The sequence below is a fragment of the Kitasatospora sp. NPDC094015 genome (assembly GCF_040304075.1).
In the GTDB taxonomy this organism is placed as follows: Bacteria; Actinomycetota; Actinomycetes; order Streptomycetales; family Streptomycetaceae; genus Kitasatospora.
The window spans coordinates 13,445-30,938 of record NZ_JBEOUL010000039.1 but is presented as its reverse complement, the minus strand read 5'-3'; the positions used below and the strand labels follow the sequence as shown (position 1 = coordinate 30,938).

Below are 17,494 nucleotides of genomic sequence, written 5' to 3'. Positions count from 1 at the left end.
CGTCGAAGCGATGGACCGCCACCGACCGAAGGAGATCGCGATGAGCATCGGCGACAAGCTGGAGAACACCGGTGACAAGGTCAAGGGCAAGGTCAAGGAGGGCGCCGGCAAGGTGACCGGCAACGAGCGCCTCGAAGCGGAGGGCCGGGCCGACCAGGTCAAGGGCGACGTCAAGCAGGCGGCCGAGCACGTCAAGGACGCCTTCAAGCACTGAGATCCCGTGCCCCTGTGGGGTCCGGCCCTGAGGGTCGGGCCCCACACGCATGCCCACACTCCGCGGGCACCCCGGGTCAGTTGGGCGGTCGCCGGGCAAGGGGCGGTGTCGCCGGCCGGGCCGAGGTCGTGGCCGAGGTCGTGGCCGGGGTGCGGTCGAGGCGGTGGCGGCCGGGCAGCGCGAGCGCGCCCGCCGCGCCGAGTACGCAGACGGCGGCGGCGACGACGCACGCGGCGCGGAACCCGGTCATGAACGAGTCCTGGGCGGCGGCCTGGAGGGCCTGGCGGACGGGCTCCCGCGCCGCGCCGGCGGTGGCGAACGCGGCACCGACGGAGTCCCGCGCCGCGGCCGCGGCCTGCTGCGGCAGCGCGCCGAAGGCCGTGGTGGCCAGGTGGTGGGCGTACAGCGAGGTGAAGACGCTGCCGAGGACGGCGACGCCGAGGGTGCCGCCGGCCTCGCGGGTGGCGTCGTTGACCGCCGATCCGACGCCCGCCTTGGCGGGTGGGAGCACGCTGAGGATCGATTCGGTCGCCGGGGCGGTGGTGAGGCCGAGCCCGAGGCCCATCAGCAGCATCTGTCCGACGATCTGGCCGTAGGACATGAACGTGGGCGACAGCGCGATCCACCCGAACGAGGTGGCGAGCAGGAGCAGGCCGCCGGTGACCACGCTGCGGGTGCCGATGCGGGTGGCCAGCAGGACGCCCACGACGGAGCCGAGCGCGATGCACAGCGCGACCGGCAGGATCCGCGCTCCCGTGGAGAGGGTGCCGTAGCCGCGGATGAACTGGAAGTACTGGGTGACCAGGAAGATGAACCCGAACAGGGCGAAGAACGCCACCGTGACCGACCCGCTCGCGGCGGAGAACGCGGGGGTCCGGAACAGTGTCACGTCGATCATCGGACGGGAGCGGCGGCGCTCGACGAGGACGAAGAGGGTGGCGAGTGCGGCGGCCGCGGCGAAGCCCGCCACGGTCAGCGGGTCGTGCCAGCCGCGGCCGGGCGCCTCGATGATCGTGTAGATCAGCAGGCCGATCGCCGCCGAGGAGGTCAGCAGGCCGGGCGGGTCGAGGCGGGCCGCGGCCGGTTCGCTGGACTCGGGCACCCAGGCCCGGGCCGCGGCGAACGCCAGCAGGGCGACCGGTACGAGCGCCAGGAACACCGACGGCCAGCCGAAGTGGGCCAGCAGCAGCCCGCCGGTGACCGGCCCGACCGCGACGCCGAGCCCGGTGACCGCGCCCCAGACGCCGATCGCCTTGGCGCGCTCGCGGCGTACCGGGAAGGCGTTGGTGATGACCGAGAGCGTGGTGGGGAAGATGACCGCGGCGAAGGCGCCCATCACGAAGCGCAGGGCGATCAATGCGCCCGGTGTCCCGACGGCGGCGCCGGCCGCGCTGGACGCGGCGAACCCGGCCAGGCCCAGGAGCAGGGCCGGGCGGCGTCCGAAGCGGTCGCCGAGCGAGCCGGCGGTCAGGACCAGCGCGGCGAAGGCCAGGTTGTAGGCATCGACGATCCACTGCAACTGGCGGGTGGTGGCGTCGAGTTCGGCGCTCAGCTTCGGCAGGGCGACGTTGACGATCGTGGTGTCCAGATTGATCGTGAACGCGGCCAGGCAGGCGGCTGCCAGCACCAGGTACGGGCGACGCGGAGCGGGAGCGGGCATCGGTGCCTCCGGAGGCGAGGCAAAATGTGGACAATGGGAACATTTACGACTCTTGCACCGGAAATGGACAGTGTCAACATGGGCCGAGAAGAGCGCGCATCCCACCCCGAACCGGGCACCGGGCGCGCCTACCACCACGGCAACCTCCACGAGGCGCTGGTGGACGCGGGCCTCGCCCTGGCGCGGACCGGCGGGCCGTCCGCCGTCGTCCTGCGGGCGGTGACCCGTGAGGCCGGCGTCTCGCACAACGCCGCGTACCGGCACTTCGCCGACCACCGGGCGCTCCTGGCGGCCGTCGGGGCGCGGTGCCGGGAACACCTGGGCGCGCTCATGGCCGCACGCACCGCCGCCGTCACCGACAGCGACCCGGCACCGAGGGCCTGGGCGAGGCTGGAGGCGATCGGCCGGGCCTACGTCGACTTCGCACTCACCGAACCCGGATGGTTCCGCACCGCCTTCTCCGGCGCCGACGAACCGGCCCCCGCGAAGGCCGCCCCCGAGCACGCCGACCCCGGCACGGATCCGTACCTGCTGCTCGCCGAGCGCCTCGACGAACTCGTGGACGTGGGCGCCCTGTCCGCCGAACGACGCGAAGGCGCCGAGTACGCGGCCTGGTCCGCCGTGCACGGCCTGGCCGCACTGCTCGTCGACGGACCGCTGCGCGACCTCCCCGCCACCGAGGCCCGCTCCGCGATCCGGAGCGTACTGGGCATGGTCTCCCGCGGACTCGCAACCTGACGCCCACCCCCGCCGGCAACTCTGGTCGGTTCGGTCAGCAGGCCACTCAACTGCGGCAGCCCGTTGCACGGGCGGATCCACGGCCCCGGTGGGCGAATCCACCCCAAGCGTGCGAGAAAGCTCAAATCTTGCGCAAATCCACCCCGAACGTGACATCCGCCACTGCCGAGACGGCTCTCCGGACGCCAGGATGTTCCGTCAGCCCCGCGCCGGCGTGATCATCCATGTCACCGTCGCCGCCGGGCCGAGCCGGAAACCCTCCCCTCACGAAGGCGACACGACTCCATGAGTGACCGCACGCCGACTGCGGCCGAACCGCTCGCGCCCCGAGCGCCGGCGACCCCCACCCCCCACGTCGACGCGGGGGACGCCGGGTACCGCAAGGACCTGAAGTCCCGCCACGTCAACATGATCGCCATCGGCGGCGCGATCGGCACCGGCCTGTTCCTCGGCGCGGGCGGGCGCATGGCCAACGCGGGCCCCTCCCTGTTCATCGCCTACGCGGTCTGCGGCCTGTTCGCCTTCCTCGTGGTGCGGGCCCTCGGCGAGTTGGTCCTCTACCGCCCGTCGTCCGGCGCGTTCGTCTCCTACGCCCGCGAGTTCATGGGCGAGAAGGGGGCGTACACGGCCGGCTGGCTGTACTTCCTCAACTGGTCGACCACGGCGATCGCCGACATCACGGCCGCCGCCACCTACGCCCACTTCTGGGCGATGTTCAGCAGCGTCCCGCAGTGGATCCTCGCGCTGGTCGCCCTGACCGTGGTGCTGACCGCCAACCTGATCTCGGTGAAGTACTTCGGCGAGATGGAGTTCTGGTTCGCGATCGTCAAGGTCGCCGCGCTGGTCGCGTTCATGCTGGTGGGCATCTTCCTGATCGTCACCCAGCACCAGGTCGACGGCCACACCCCGGGACTGGCCAACATCACCGACAACGGCGGCATCTTCCCCAAGGGCGTGATGCCGATGCTGCTGCTCGTCCAGGGCGTGGTCTTCGCCTATGCGTCGGTCGAGCTCTGCGGCGTCGCTGCCGGCGAGACCGAGAGCCCCGAGAAGATCATGCCGAAGGCGATCAACTCCATCATGTGGCGCGTCGGCCTCTTCTACGTCGGCTCGGTGGTGCTGCTCGCCATGCTCCTGCCCTACACCGTGTACTCCGGCGACCAGAGCCCCTTCGTCACGGTCTTCAACAAGCTGGGCATCCCCGGCGCGGCGGGCGTGATGAACCTGGTGGTGCTCACCGCCGCCCTGTCCAGTCTGAACTCCGGGCTCTACTCCACCGGCCGCATCCTGCGCTCGATGTCGGTGTCGGGCTCCGCGCCGAAGTTCACCGGCGTGATGAACAGGGGCGGCGTCCCCTACGGCGGCATCCTGCTGACCGCCGGGTTCGGCGTGCTGGGCGTGGTGCTGAACTACGTCATGCCGGGCGAGGCGTTCGAGCTGGTACTGAACATCGCCTCGATCGGGATCCTCGGCACCTGGGGCATGATCATGATCTGCTCGCTGCTGTTCTGGCGGCGCTCGAAGGACGGGCGCGTCACCCGTCCCGGCTACCAGCTGCCCTGGGCGCCGTACACCCAGATCGTCACGCTGGCCTTCCTGGTCACCGTGGTGGTCCTGATGTGGCTGGACGGCGGCGTCGGGCGCACCACCGTCGCCTGCCTGCCGCTGATCGCGGCCGCCCTGGTCGGCGGCTGGTTCCTGGTCCGCCGCCGGGTCGACGCCACCGCCGCGGCGCGCCGGGACTGACCCGCCGGCCCCGCGCGGGCCGACGACGCGCCGGGCCCCTGCGGAACGCCTCCGCAGGGGCCCGGCCGCGTCGGACGAAGGACACCGGCATCCCTCGGGTTCGACCGTCCGGGCGGCCGCCGCGCTGTGGCGCGAGGCTCGACGTCGGTGGCCGCGTCTAGGCTCGGTCCGACTCCCGAGTCCGACCGAGAGGCGTGATGGTCATGTCACAAGTACGCGTGCACAACTTCAGCGTGTCGCTGGACGGGTTCGCCGCCGGGGAGGGGCAGGGGCCGGAGGCGCCGTTCGGGCATGCCGGGACCCGGCTGGTCGAGTGGTTCTTCCGGACCCGCGCCTTCAACGACATGCAGGGCCGGGCCGGCGGCGACAGCGGTGTCGACGACGCCCTCGCCCGAGCCTGGGGGCCCGGGATCGGGGCCGAGATCATGGGCCGCAACAAGTTCGGGCCGCAGCGCGGCCCGTGGACGGACGAGGAGTGGAAGGGCTGGTGGGGCGACAACCCGCCGTTCCACACCCCGGTGTTCGTGCTGACCCACCACCCGCGGCCGTCGGTCGAGATGGAGGGCGGCACGGTCTTCCACTTCATCGACGCCTCGCCCCGGGAGGCGCTGCGGCAGGCCCGCGAGGCCGCGGGCGGCCTCGACGTGCGGATCGGTGGGGGTCCGGCCACGGTCCGGCAGTTCCTCGCCGAGGATCTGGTCGACCACCTCCACGTCGCCCTCGTCCCGATCGTCCTGGGCCGCGGTGAGCGGCTGTGGGACGGGCTGGAGGGGCTGGAGCAGCGGTTCCGGGTCGAGTCGGTGTCGACACCCGGCGGCGTCACCCATCTGACCTTCACCCGGCCGTAGCCTCGCCGCCCGCCGTATCGACGGCGGGACCGGGCCGGACGCGGCGCCGGAAGTGGACCCGCGTCCACACCCTCCTGGTCCCGGCGAGGAGGCCGGCGGGGCCGCTCAGGGGCCCCAAGGCCTTCGCCCGGTCAGCGGGTTGCCCGGGCGGGGGCGAGCTGGTCGAAGCAGTAGTAGACGGCGAGGGCGGCGTGGGTGGCCAGCATGGCGACGGGGCTGAGGTAGGCGAGGCCGACGGTGGCGAGGTAGCACAGACCGCCGATGCCGAAGCGGCGCCTGGCGGTGCGCCTGGCCTGCGGCGGGATCGGGCTGTTCAGCAGCCGGGCGTCGCGGGTGAAGGCCAGGAAGAGCACGGAGAAGGCGATGCTCATGGCCACCATGGTGAGGGCGTAGACGGCCGCCGCGGTGTGGGCGTTGCTGTTGTCCGCGGTGAGGTACGTGGCGAGGAGGCGGGTGGGGAACGGAATGACGGAGACGGTGAGCAGCAGGAAGAGGTTGGCGAACAGCGTGCGCCGGTCCACCCGGCGCGCGAGCGCGCACATCGCGTGGTGGTTGATCCAGATGATGCCGATGACCAGGAAGCTGACCAGGTAGGCGAAGTAGGAGGGCCACTGGTGCGCGAGCGCTGCGGCCAGTGATTCGTCCTGCAAGGCGTCCGGCTCCGGCACCTTCAGGTCGAGGACCAGCAGCGTGATGGCGATGGCGAAGACGCCGTCGCTGAAGGCTTCGAGACGGCTGGTGCTGAAGTACGCGATCCGGCTCGTGGCGGCCGTGCCGGGCTCGTCCTGGCTGGTCATGCGGTCTCCCAACGGAGGCTCGGGCCACCCTGGTCGGGCGCGCGGACCACGATGCCATGTCGTTCGGGCCGATGCGGGGCGAACGCGCTCGGTTGCGGAGGCCGGACCGACCGGCCGTACGTGACGCGCCAGGAGGATGCGCACGAGCCGGCGCACTGCCGCCGGCGCCGGGTAGCCGGTTCCGGCCCGGACAGGGCGCCGACCGACCGCCCGCGGATGTCTCGCCCACGGTCGTGCGGTCGGCGCCCTGTCCGGGCCGGGCGGCGTCAGCCGGTGGTGGGGTGGTCCAGGATGCCCATCTCGGCGATCTTCAGTGCGGCCTGGAAGCGGGTCTGCACGCCCAGGGTGTCCAGGAGTCCGGAGATGGTCCGGCTCAGGGTCCTTGCTGAGACGCCGAGTTGGCGCGCGATGGTCTCGTCCTTCACACCGGCGGCGAGCATCCGGACGATCAGGTGCTCCTGGGCGGTGAAGGGCACGTCGACGGCCGCGCCGGGCCTGCCGCGGTCCAGCGGGGCGGCGTCGTGCCAGCAGAAGTCGAAGAACGTCTGGAGCGAGCGCACGAGTTCGGTGCCCCGGATCGCGAAGGCGCCGCGCGAGCTGTCCTGGGGGTCGATCGGCAGCAGGGCCAGACCCTCGTCGAAGATCAGCATCCGCAGCGGCAGGTGGGCGGAGATCCGCACGTCCATGCCGAGCCGGGTGATCTCCGCCAGGTAGTCGGCCATGTGCGGCACCTCGGCGACGTGGCGGGCGTAGAGCGTGCGGACCTCGATGCCCCGACCGATCACCTCCTGGTCCCGCAGGAGCATGTCGTCCATCACCTCGACCGGCGGGATGCCGCCGGGATGCATGGTGCTCTCGTGCGACTGCACCATGCTGACGGCGTCGTCGATGAAGGCGTTGACCTGGCTGCCGCTGCGCAGCGTCTCGATCTCGACGACGCCCCGCTCCTCCGCCCGGAGCCGGATGAACCCGCTCATGATGGCGTGGATCGACTCCCGGGTGCGGGCGAGCTGCTGCTGGTGCAGTGCCACCTGCCGTTCCTCGGTGGCGAAGAGCCGGCTGAGGGCGGCCTCCGGGTCGATCGCGCTGTAGCCGCCGGGCGCCGTGGTGGACGGCGCCAGCAGGCCGAGCCGTTCCAGCAGGTCCAGCGCGGCCTCGACCTCGGCGAGGGAGACGCCGGCATCGCCCGCGATGTCCTCCACCAACCAGCTCGGATGTTGATGGATCAGCCGGTACACGGCCTGGGTGAGTGACGCTTCGGTTTCCGTTCCGGCAATGGTGCGCCGCATCCTGCTCCCCTGTTCCCCCGTGGCGGGCCGCGACCACGTGGGTGGAGGTCGGGACCGCCTTCCGCGGACCGACCGCGGCCTTGCACAGTACCCCGCACAAACTTGGCATGCTACCGACCTCGGCATCTCGGATGGTGAGACGATCCGAGGCCGTGGCCGCCATCGGTCATGGCCGATGGCCGCAGCCCGCAACCGTGGATCGGCGGCGGCACGGCGCGCAGGATGGTGGTCAGAAAGCCGGAGCGCGGCACCGCCAACGCCCCCCGGCCAACCATCCGCACATCGTCACGGGGGATAGTCATGTCCAGGTCGTACCGTTTCGTCCCGTCGCTCGCCACCGCTGCCGCCACCCTCGCGCTGGTCGCCTGCGGCGCCGCCGCCACCGGAGCGGTGGGCGCGCTCGCCACCCCGTCCACCCACGTATCGGTGACCGCCGACGGCGCCGGCTCCACCGCCGCGCCCGGCACCACCACCCCCGCCCCGGAGCCCACCGTCGGCCCGGGCAGCAACGGCTGGTGGTAGGCCCGTCCGCTCCGGAGCCCGAAGCCCGGAGTCCGGAGCCCCCGGCTCCGCAGTGCGAGGAACGGTGGACACGATGACCACGCCCGGCACCACGACCGACCGCCCGGCGGGCGCGACCCTCTGGCTGACCGGACTGCCGAGCGCCGGCAAGACCACGCTGGCCCGGGCCCTGTGCGCCCGCCTGCGCGGTGCGCCGGGCGGCGGCCGGCCGGTGGAGCTGCTCGACGGTGACGCGCTGCGCGCCGAGCTCTCGCCCGACCTCGGCTTCACCCGGGCCGACCGCGACCAACAGGTGCGCCGGGTCGGCTTCCTGGCCCGACGGCTGGCCGCCCACGGCGTCCTCGCCGTGGTCCCGGTGGTCGCGCCGTACGCGGACGCCCGCCGCCTGGTCCGGGAGGCGCACCGGGCGGACGGCGTCCGGTACCTGGAGGTGCACGTCGCCACCTCCCTCACGGCCTGCGAGGAACGCGACGTCAAGGGCCTCTACGCACGGGCCCGGGCCGGCCGGCTGACCGGCATGACCGGCCTCGGCGCCCCGTACGAGGCGCCGCTCCACCCGGATCTTCGGCTGGAGACCGAGACCCGGACCCCGGAGGCCTGCGGCGACCTCCTCCTCGACCTCCTGACCAGGGAAGGACTGGCATGACCACGCTCGCCGAGCCGCCTCGGCCCACCCTCGCCGAGCCGTCCCCGCGCCCGCCCGGCACGCTGCGGGCGCCGGTGCGGGACGGACACCTGAACGACCTGCGGGACGAGGCGATCCACGTCCTGCGCGAGGTCGCGGGACAGTTCGACCGTCCGGCCCTGCTGTTCAGCGGCGGCAAGGACTCGGTCCTGGTCCTCCACCTCGCGCTGCTGGCGTTCCGCCCGGCCCCCCTGCCGTTCCCGCTGCTGCACGTCGACACCGGCCACAACTTCCCCGAGGTGCTGGCGTTCCGCGACGCCGCGGCCGAGCGGGCCGGCGCCCGGCTGCTGGTCGCGCGGGTGCAGGACTCCATCGACGCGGGCCGGGTCCGGGAGCGTCCGGACGGTCTGCGCAACCCGCTGCAGACCGTCACCCTGCTCGACGCGGTCGCCGAGCACCGGTTCGACGCCCTGATCGGCGGGGCACGCCGGGACGAGGACCGGGCCCGGGCCAAGGAGCGGATCTTCAGCCTGCGCGACGAGTTCGGCCAGTGGGACCCCCGGCGGCAGCGGCCCGAGCTGTGGCAGCTGTACAACGGCCGCCACCTGCCCGGCGAGCACCTGCGGGTCTTCCCGCTGTCGAACTGGACGGAGCTGGACGTCTGGCGCTACCTGGCCCGCGAGGACGTCGCCCTGCCCGCGCTCTACCGGGCGCACCGCCGCCGGGTCCTGCGGCGCGACGGGATGTGGCTGCCCGAGTCCCCGCACGTGCCGCTGCGCGCCGGCGAACGGGTCGAGGAGCGCCTGGTGCGCTACCGCACCGTCGGCGACGTGACCTGCACCGGAGCGGTCGAGAGCAGCGCGGCGGACTACCCGGCGATCGTCACCGAGGTCGCCCTGAGCCGCACCACCGAGCGCGGCGCCACCCGGGCCGACGACCGGGTCGGACAGGCCGCCATGGAGGACCGCAAGCGGGAGGGCTACTTCTGATGACCGGGGAGACGAACGACCTGATGACCGGGACCACCACCGACCGGCCGGCCGGCACCCTGCTGCGGGTGGTGGCCGCCGGCTCGGTCGACGACGGCAAGTCCACCTTGATCGGCCGCCTGCTGCACGACTCGTGCGCGGTGCCGGACGACCAGCTCGCCGCACTGCTCGCGGCCGGGCACGAACGCGGCACCGGGCTCGACCTCTCGCTGCTGACCGACGGCCTGCGCGCCGAGCGGGAACAGGGCATCACCATCGACGTGGCGTACCGCTACTTCGCCACCCCCAGGCGGTCGTTCGTCCTGATAGACACCCCGGGGCACGTCCAGTACACCCGGAACATGGTCACCGGCGCGTCCACCGCGGACGCCGCCCTGCTGCTCGTGGACGTCCGTACCGGCCTGACCGACCAGACCCGCCGGCACGCCGCCCTGGTCGCCGCGCTCGGGGTGCGGCACGTCCTGCTGGTGGTCAACAAGATGGACCTGGCCGACTGGGCCGAGCCCGCGTACCGCGCCGTGGAGCGGGAGTTCGGCGCGCTGGCCGAACGGCTGGGGCTCGCCGCGCCCGCGGTCGTCCCGGTGTCGGCGGCGACCGGGGACAACGTGGTCGAACCCTCCACCGCCATGCCCTGGTACCCGGGCGGCCCGCTGCTCGCCCGGCTGGAGGAGTGCGCCGCCGCACCCGCCGACGACCGCCCGGCCCGGCTGCCGGTGCAGGTCGTGCTCCGCGCCGGGGAGTACCGGGGGTACGCCGGGCGGATCGAGTCCGGGGTGCTGCGGCCGGGCGACGAGGTCGTCGCGCTGCCGTCCGGCGGCCGCGGCCGGATCGCCGCCATCGACGACGCCGGCGGGGAGCTGGCCGAGGCCGGCGCGGGCCGGTCCGTCGTGGTGCGGCTGCACGAGGACCTCGACATCTCCCGCGGCGAGCTGCTCGCCCCGGCCGCGGACGCCCCCCGGCCGACCCGTGACCTCACCGGCACCGTCTGCTGGTTCTCCCCGCGCCCGCTGCGGGTGGGCGACCGGCTGCTGGTGCGGCACGGCACCCAGGTCACCCGGGCGGTGGTCCGCGCGATCGGCGACCGGTTCGACCCGGCGACGGCCGGGCGGCTCCCGGGCGCGGCCGAACTCGAACTCAACGCCCTCGCCGAGGTCACCCTGCGCACCATGGCCGAACTGCCGGTGGACGCGTACCGGCAGCACCGCGCGACCGGCGCGTTCCTGCTGCTGGACGAGCACGACGGCGACACCCTCGGGGCCGGCATGGCACGCGGCCAGGACCGGGCGGCATGACCGGCACCGCCCCGCTCCCGCGGGTCGCCGTGGTCGGGGCCGGCGCCGCCGGCACCCTGACCGCCGTTCAGCTGCTGCGGCAGGCCGACCGGCGCGGGGTCCGCTGCGTGGTCGAACTCCTCGACCCCGCGCCGCTGCCCGGCCGCGGCGCGGCCTACCGGACGACCGACCCCCGCCACCTGCTCAACGTCCCGGCCGGCCGGATGAGCGCGCTCCCCGAGGACCCGGAGCACTTCACCCGCTGGCTCACCGCCCGCGCCGGCGGGACGTACCGCCCCGGCGACTTCGTCCCCCGCGCACTGTACGGCCGGTACCTGGGCGAGCTGCTGGCCGGCACCGCGCAGCGGTACCGCGCGGCCCGGCTGGTCCACCACCACGACCGGGTCGTCGATCTGGCCGCGGGGCCGGCCCGGCAGGTGCTCCGGTTCGCGTCCGGCGCGCACCGCGGGGTCGACGCGGCGGTGCTCGCCCTCGGCCCGCTGCCGCCGGCGCCCGCCTGGGTGCCCGCCGGCCTGCGCGCGGACGCCCGGTTCGTCCGCGACCCCTGGGCCGCGGGGGCGCTGGAGCGGGTCCCGGAGCACGGGGACGTCCTGCTCGTCGGCACCGGTCTGACCATGGCCGACGTGGCCGTGGCGGTGGACCGGGCCGGCCGCACGGTGCACGCGCTCTCCCGCACCGGGCTCCTGCCCGAGCGCCACCGGCCGGATCCGCTGCCCCCGGTCGACCCGCCCGTGCTGGACGGCCCGGGCGACCTGGCCGGGCTGCGCCGCGCCGTCCTGCACCACCTGGCCACCACCCGCCGCCGGTGCGGCGACTGGCGGCCGGCCCTGGACGGCCTGCGGCCGGTCACCGCGGCGCTGTGGGGCCGGCTGTCGCCGGCCGACCGGGCCCGGTTCCTGCGGGACGGTCTGCGGGCCTGGGAGGTCCACCGGCACCGGCTGGCACCGGAGACGGCCGCCCGCCTGGACGCGCTGCGAGCCGCCGGCCGGCTGACCGTTCGGGCCGGCGAGGTCCTGGACGCGGCGCCCGCGGACGGCGGCCTGCGGGTGCGCCTGACCGGCGGGCGGGAGCTGCGGGTGGCGACGGTGATCGACTGCACCGGCGCGCCGCTGGACCCGCGCACCGTGCCCGATCCGCTGCTGGGCGCCCTGCTGGCGCGGGGGGCGGCCCGTCCCGGACCGGGCGGAGCCGGCCTGGACACCTCCTCCGACGGGCGGTTGCTGCCTGCCGGCGGCCGGCCGGGCGCACCGCTGTGGACGCTCGGCGCGGCCCGCCGCGGGAACCTCCTGGAGTCCACCGCCGTCCCCGAGATCCGTTGCCAGGCGGCCGACGTGGCCGCCGCCGTGCTGCGGTCGCTCCCCGGGCGGGAGCGACCCGTACCGACCCCCCGAAGGAGCGCCGTGGACCACGCCATCGCACCGGGAGCACCCCGATGACCCTCGGTGTCGGGCTGGTGGGCTTCGGTGTCGCCGGCCGCCAGCACGCGGCCGCGCTGGAGGGCAGCGGGGTGGCACGGATCAGGTCCGTGCTGGAACCGGACCCGGCGACCGACCCGGGGCCGCTGCGGCGCAGCCCCGGCTGGGCGGACCTGCTCGGGGACCCCGAGGTGGCGCTGGTGGCCCTGTGCACGCCGCCCGGCGGGCGGGCCGAACTCGCCGAACAGGCGCTGGAGGCCGGCAAGGCGGTGCTGCTCGAACGGCCGGCCGCGTGCTCGCCCGCGGAGGTCGACCGGCTGCTGGCCGTCAGCCGGCGGGTGGGTCGCCCGGTCGGGGTGATGTTCCAGCACCGGCAGCTGATCCCCGAGCAGGTCCTGCGCTGGGGCTGGGGGCCGGGCGCCACGGCGCTCCTGCAGGTGTCCCGGTTCCGCCCGGCCGCGCACTTCCGCCGGGGCGGCTGGCGGCACGACCCGGCGCGGGCCCTCGGCGGCGCCGCCGCCCACCTGGGCGCGCACTACCTGGACCTCGCCTGCCAGGTGCTCGGCGAGCCCGCCGCCGTTCACGTGGTGGGCCGGCGCGAGGTCGCCGCCGGGATCGACTCCCGGATCGCCGGGGTCGTCGACTACCGCGGCGGGGCGACCCTCAGCTTCGCCGTCACCGCCGAGTCCACCGTCCGGACCGCGCGGCTGGAGATCCTCGGGGCCGACTGCCGGCTGCTGGTCCAGGACGGCGAGGTGACCACCGAGACCGGCGGCGCGATCGCGGACCACCCGGCGGTCCCGGGGTCGCTGCTGCGCCTGGAGGTCTACCGGGACATGGCCGAGGCACTGGCCACCGGGCAGCCGCCGCGGCGCTGCGGGCTGGCCGCCGCCCGCGCCGTGACGACCCTCCTGCACGCCGTCGCGGCCCGCGTGCCGCTGAGCGGCGTCGGCTGAGCGGCGTCCGCCGAGCACCCCTCGTACCGCGCATTCCCCTCCGTCGTCCCCATCCCACGCCTTGGAGCTGGCTGGTGTCCCAACTCATCTCTCCGACCGGTCCGGCGGCGCCGGCCGACCGGCACACCGGTCCGGCCGCGCCCGGACCGACCGACGACATCGTCTCCTGTTTCGAACAGCGGGTCGCGGACCACCCGGACCGGGCCGCCCTGGCCTGGCCCGGCGGGGCCCTGACCTTCGCCCGGCTCAACGCGGCCGCCAACCGCCTCGCCCGCCGCCTGGTCGCGGCGGGGGTGGGGGCCGGCTCCCGGGTCGCCCTGCACGCCGGCCGCGAGGCGCAGACCGTGGTGGCGATCCTGGCGGTCTGGAAGGCCGGCGGGGCGTACGTCCCGCTGGACCCGGCCCAGCCGGTGGAGCGGCTGCGGCTGCTGCTGGACGACTGCCGGCCGCACCTGCTGCTCGCCCGGTCGCAGGCCCTGGCCGAGCTCGGCACGGCCGTGCCGGCGATCGCGCTGGACGGCGCGGCGGAGCCGGCCGAAGCCGCCGACAACCTCGGACTCCCGCTCGCGGCCGACCGGTTGGCGTACGTCATCTACACCTCCGGCTCGACCGGCCGGCCCAAGGGCGTCGAGGTCGAGCACGGCAACCTCGCCCACCTGCTGCGCGCCAACCGGCACGTCCTGCACCCGGCGGCCGGCCCGCGCCCGCTGCGGGTCGCCCTGACCGCCTCGTTCGCCTTCGACGCCTCCGTCAACCAGCTCAGCTGGCTGCTGCGCGGCGACACCGGGTGGATCGTCGACGAGGAGACCCGGCGGGACACCCACGCCCTCGCCGCGCACCTGGCCGAGCACCGGCTCGGCGTGCTCGACGTGACGCCCTCCCAGCTGGCGGTGCTGGTGGCGCTCGGACTGTTCGAGGACCCGGACCGGGCCCCGTTGGTGGTGGTGGTGGCCGGCGAGCCGACCGGCCCGGCGCTGTGGAACCGCCTGCGCGAGATCCCCGGCACCCGGTTCTTCAACCTGTACGGGCCGACCGAGGCCACCGTCTACGCCACCGCCCAGCCGCTGGACGCGGCCGGCGCCACGCCCACCATCGGCACCGCGGTGCCCGGCACCAGCGCGTACGTGGTCGACGAGCGGGGCGAGCCGGTGCCGGCCGGCGGGACGGGCGAGTTGTGGATCGGCGGGAGCGGCGTCGCCCGGGGCTACCTGGGGCGCCCGGAGCTGACCGCCGAGCGCTTCCCGCAGGACCCGTTCGCCCCCGGTGCCCGGGTGTACCGCACCGGCGACCTGGTGCGCCGACGGGCGGACGACCGGCTGGAGTTCGTCGGGCGGGTCGACGACCAGGTGAAGATCCGCGGTGTCCGGGTCGAGCCCGCCGAGGCGGCCGCCGAGCTGGCCCGCCACCCGGGCGTGGCGGAGGCGGCCGTCGTCGCCCGCACCGACGCCGCCGGGAACCGGCGGCTGGTCGCCTACGTGGCGGCCGCGCCCGACCCCGGGACGGCGGAGCGGACGGTCGCCTCCTGGCAGGCGGTGTTCCAGGCCGCGCACGCGGGCGGGGACACCGTGGATCCGGAGTTCGACGTCCGCGGCTGGGCCAGCAGCTACACCGGCCGGGCCCTGCCCGAGGAGGAGATGCGGGACTGGGTCGATCGCACGGCGGCCCGGATCGCGGAGCTCGGCGCCCGCCGGGTGCTGGAGATCGGCGTCGGCAGCGGCCTGTTGATGTGGCGCCTGGCGCCGTCCTGCGAGCGGTACGCCGGGACGGACCTGTCCGCGACCACCGTCGACCTGCTGCGGGAGCGGCTGCGGGCCCGACCGCTCGCCGGCGTCTCGGTCCACCGGGCCCAGGCCACCGACCTCGCCGCCCTCGCGGCGGAGCGCTTCGACTGCGTCGTGATCAACTCGGTGGCGCAGTACTTCCCGGACCAGGACTACCTGCGCACGGTGCTGCGCGGCGCGCTGGAGGTGCTGGAACCGCACGGCCACCTGTTCGTCGGCGACCTGCGCCACCTCGGGCTGCAGGACGCCTTCCAGGTCGACGTGGTGCGCCACCGGCACCCGGGCACCACACCGGCGGAGCACCGCCGGCTGGCCCTGGAGGCCCGCGCCGACGAGGGCGAACTCCTGCTGGCCCCGGCCTGGTTCGAGCGGTTCGCCGCCGAGCACGACCTGGCCGCGCCGCGCGTCGCACCGAAGACCGGCCCGCACGACAACGAGCTGAACACCTTCCGCTACGACGTGCTGCTGACACCCGCCGCCAACGGGCCGGCGCCCCTCGACGGCAGTTGGATCGACGCCGGCGCCCGGGCCCTCGACGCCTCGGAGCTGCGGCGTCTGGCCGAGCAGCGGGGCCGGGTCCTGCTGCGCGGCGTACCGCACGCCCGCGTCGGCGCCCTGGTCCGCTCCGCCGCCGAACTCCTCGGCGACGGCAGCGCGGCCGGCCCGGTGACGGGCGGGCTGACCCCGGCCGACCTCGAGCGGGCCGCCGGCGGCCGGCCGGTGGCGGTGAGCTGGCGGGCCGGGCACCGCGACGGCGCGTTCGACGCGGTGATCGGCGCCCGCACCTGGGAGGTGGCGTTCCCGGGGCCCACCGGCGACGGCCCGGCCACCGGTGACGTCGCCGGTGACGGGGCGGCCACCGGCGACGGCCCGGTCACCGCCAACGTGCCGCGCCCCGCGCCGGTGACGGCCCGGCAGCTGCCGGCCGAGCTCACCGCGCACGCCGCCCGCCACCTGCCCGAGCACCTGCGGCCGTCCGCGGTCGTGGTCCTGCCCGGCCTGCCGCTGACCGCCAACGGAAAGCTCGACCGGGCCGCCCTGCCCGAGCCGCCCGGCTGGTCCGGGACGGCGCAGCCGGCTCCGGCCACCGCCGCCGAAACCCCGCGGAGCAGCACCGAGCAGGAGGTCGCCGAGCTCTGGGGCGAGGTGCTGGGGCGCACCGCGGTGGGCCGGCGGGACAACTTCTTCGAGCTCGGCGGTGACTCCCTCACCGCCGCCAGGATGCTGGGCGCGATCGGCGATCGCTTCGGTGTCCGGCTCTCCCTGCGCCAGGTCATGGACAGTGCGGACCTGGCGGACTTCTGCGACCGGGTCGACCTGGAACTGCTGGCCGGGCTCGACGACACCGAACTCGAGCGCCTGCTCGACGAGATCGAGGACACCCAACCATGAACAGCGGCATTTCGGTCATGCTCCTCCCGAAGGGCGGGGCCGCCCGCCGGCTCGCGCTCGCAGTCGTCTCGGCCTGGGTGTCGGTGGCGATCATCGCCCTGGCGATCGTGCTCCAGGTGATCGACGCGACCGGTTCCTACTCGGCGGCCGGTCTGGCCGCCGCCGCCTACGGTCTGGCCGCGGCCCTGGTCGGCGTGCCGCGCAGCCGGCTGGTGGACCGCTACGGTCCCCGCCGCACGCTGCCGGTGCTCGGCGCCCTCCAGGTGGTCGCGCTGCTGCTGATGATCGGTGCGGCCCGGATGCACGCCGGCGCAGCGGTGTTCGTGGTGCTGGCCGCCGTCGTCAGCGGTTGCACACCGCCGATGATCGGCTTCGCCCGGGGGCGCTGGGCGGCCGTCGTACCCGAGGAGGACCTGCCCCGCGCCTACGCGCTGACCGCGATGCTGGGCGACCTGGCGCAGATCGGCGGCGCCCCGGCGGCGGCCCTGATCGCCACCTTCCTGAACCCGTCCGCGGGCCTGGCCGCCGCGGCCGCCTTCACGGCCCTGGGACTGCTGCTGATGATCCCGCAGGCCGGTGCGGACCGGCGCCCCGAGCCGGCGCCCGCGGCGCGGGAGTCCCGGAGCGTGCTGGGCGCGCTCGCCTTCCCCGGGCTGCGGACGATCACGGTCGGCGGGGTCGGGGCGGGCCTGGGCCTCGGCGCCGTGGACGTGGTGGTGGCGGCGCTGGCCACCGCCCGCGGCGACCGCTGGGCGGCCGGCCTGATGCTGGGCGCGCTCGGCGTCGGCGGGGTGGTCGGCAGCGTGCTGTCGCCGAAGCTCGCCTCGTACGCGCCGGGCAGCCGGTACGTGGCCGGGCTGGCGCTGCTGCTGGTGAGCACGCTGGCCCTGGTGTCCACACCGCCCGGTGCGGTGGTCGGCGCGCTGCTGCTGGTCGTGGGCTTCGCCTGGGGCGTGACCAACGTCGTGCTCTACGAACTGCTCGACATCGTGGTGCCGACCAGCCGCTCCACCGAGGCGTGGGCGTGGCTGAGCACCGCGGAGTCGGTCGGCGCGGCGGCGGGGGCGGCGCTGGCCGGCGCCCTCGCGAGCCACTCGCTGACGCTGGGCTTCGCGCTGATCCCGGTCGCGGTCGCCGCCGGTCTGCTGGCCGGCCTGGTCGGGCGGCGCACGCTGACCGCGCCCGCCCCGGCCGCCGAACCGACCGTCCCCACCGTCCCCGCGCGATGAC

Annotated in this window: 15 protein-coding genes; 12 read left to right on the top strand and 3 right to left on the bottom strand. The window is 75.1% G+C overall.

What is annotated here, in order from left to right; translation table 11 throughout:
- Positions 1 to 40: 40 nt before the first annotated feature.
- Positions 41 to 214 (top strand): CsbD family protein, encoded by a 174-nt coding sequence (locus ABT014_RS30660; protein ID WP_350642550.1) that lies wholly within the window; start codon positions 41 to 43, stop codon positions 212 to 214.
- 76 nt (positions 215 to 290) lie between these two features.
- Here the strand turns inward: ABT014_RS30660 and ABT014_RS30655 are convergent, their stop codons facing one another.
- Entirely contained in the window at positions 291 to 1,874 is a 1,584-nt protein-coding gene (locus tag ABT014_RS30655; RefSeq protein ID WP_350642520.1) for an MFS transporter, read from the bottom strand.
- Between the two features lie 78 nt (positions 1,875 to 1,952).
- On the opposite strand from ABT014_RS30655, the gene ABT014_RS30650 reads away from it, so the two are divergent.
- From ABT014_RS30650 to ABT014_RS30640, 3 genes are all read left to right on the top strand, one after another.
- A complete protein-coding gene (locus ABT014_RS30650) occupies positions 1,953 to 2,612 on the top strand; it encodes a TetR/AcrR family transcriptional regulator (protein WP_350642518.1) in 660 nt (219 codons plus the stop codon).
- A gap of 285 nt (positions 2,613 to 2,897) precedes the next feature.
- Positions 2,898 to 4,358, top strand: coding sequence for an amino acid permease (locus ABT014_RS30645; RefSeq protein WP_350642516.1), 1,461 nt, complete (start codon positions 2,898 to 2,900; stop codon positions 4,356 to 4,358).
- A gap of 203 nt (positions 4,359 to 4,561) precedes the next feature.
- Complete coding sequence (locus tag ABT014_RS30640; RefSeq protein ID WP_350642514.1) at positions 4,562 to 5,206, top strand: dihydrofolate reductase family protein; 645 nt, start codon at positions 4,562 to 4,564, stop codon at positions 5,204 to 5,206.
- Between the two features lie 131 nt (positions 5,207 to 5,337).
- On the opposite strand, the gene ABT014_RS30635 is transcribed toward ABT014_RS30640, so the two are convergent.
- Both ABT014_RS30635 and ABT014_RS30630 read right to left on the bottom strand, forming a co-directional pair.
- The gene (locus tag ABT014_RS30635) at positions 5,338 to 6,003 is read right to left on the bottom strand and encodes a TMEM175 family protein (protein WP_350642512.1); all 666 of its coding nucleotides are present in this window, start codon (positions 6,001 to 6,003) and stop codon (positions 5,338 to 5,340) included.
- 266 nt (positions 6,004 to 6,269) lie between these two features.
- Positions 6,270 to 7,205 (bottom strand): helix-turn-helix transcriptional regulator, encoded by a 936-nt coding sequence (locus ABT014_RS30630; RefSeq protein ID WP_350642548.1) that lies wholly within the window; start codon positions 7,203 to 7,205, stop codon positions 6,270 to 6,272.
- A 387-nt stretch (positions 7,206 to 7,592) separates the two neighbouring features.
- Between ABT014_RS30630 and ABT014_RS30625 the strand changes: the two genes are divergently transcribed.
- The 8 genes from ABT014_RS30625 (at position 7,593) to ABT014_RS30590 (ending at position 17,493) form a co-directional block, all read left to right on the top strand.
- A complete protein-coding gene (locus tag ABT014_RS30625) occupies positions 7,593 to 7,814 on the top strand; it encodes a hypothetical protein (RefSeq protein WP_350642510.1) in 222 nt (73 codons plus the stop codon).
- A 73-nt stretch (positions 7,815 to 7,887) separates the two neighbouring features.
- Positions 7,888 to 8,460, top strand: coding sequence for an adenylyl-sulfate kinase (cysC, locus tag ABT014_RS30620; RefSeq protein WP_350642509.1), 573 nt, complete (start codon positions 7,888 to 7,890; stop codon positions 8,458 to 8,460).
- Entirely contained in the window at positions 8,457 to 9,428 is a 972-nt protein-coding gene (gene cysD, locus ABT014_RS30615; protein ID WP_350642507.1) for a sulfate adenylyltransferase subunit CysD, read from the top strand. The genes cysC and cysD overlap by 4 nt, the downstream gene beginning before the upstream one ends.
- A complete protein-coding gene (locus ABT014_RS30610) occupies positions 9,428 to 10,720 on the top strand; it encodes a sulfate adenylyltransferase subunit 1 (RefSeq protein WP_350642505.1) in 1,293 nt (430 codons plus the stop codon). Before cysD ends, ABT014_RS30610 begins: the two co-directional genes overlap by 1 nt.
- Entirely contained in the window at positions 10,717 to 12,156 is a 1,440-nt protein-coding gene (locus tag ABT014_RS30605) for an FAD/NAD(P)-binding protein (RefSeq protein ID WP_350642503.1), read from the top strand. Before ABT014_RS30610 ends, ABT014_RS30605 begins: the two co-directional genes overlap by 4 nt.
- On the top strand, positions 12,153 to 13,091 hold the full coding sequence (locus ABT014_RS30600; RefSeq protein WP_350642501.1) for a Gfo/Idh/MocA family protein: 939 nt from the start codon (positions 12,153 to 12,155) through the stop codon (positions 13,089 to 13,091). Before ABT014_RS30605 ends, ABT014_RS30600 begins: the two co-directional genes overlap by 4 nt.
- Before the next feature lie 74 nt (positions 13,092 to 13,165).
- Positions 13,166 to 16,264, top strand: coding sequence for an amino acid adenylation domain-containing protein (locus ABT014_RS30595; RefSeq protein ID WP_350642499.1), 3,099 nt, complete (start codon positions 13,166 to 13,168; stop codon positions 16,262 to 16,264).
- On the top strand, positions 16,261 to 17,493 hold the full coding sequence (locus tag ABT014_RS30590) for an MFS transporter (protein WP_350642497.1): 1,233 nt from the start codon (positions 16,261 to 16,263) through the stop codon (positions 17,491 to 17,493). Before ABT014_RS30595 ends, ABT014_RS30590 begins: the two co-directional genes overlap by 4 nt.
- The last annotated feature ends 1 nt before the right edge of the window (position 17,494 follow it).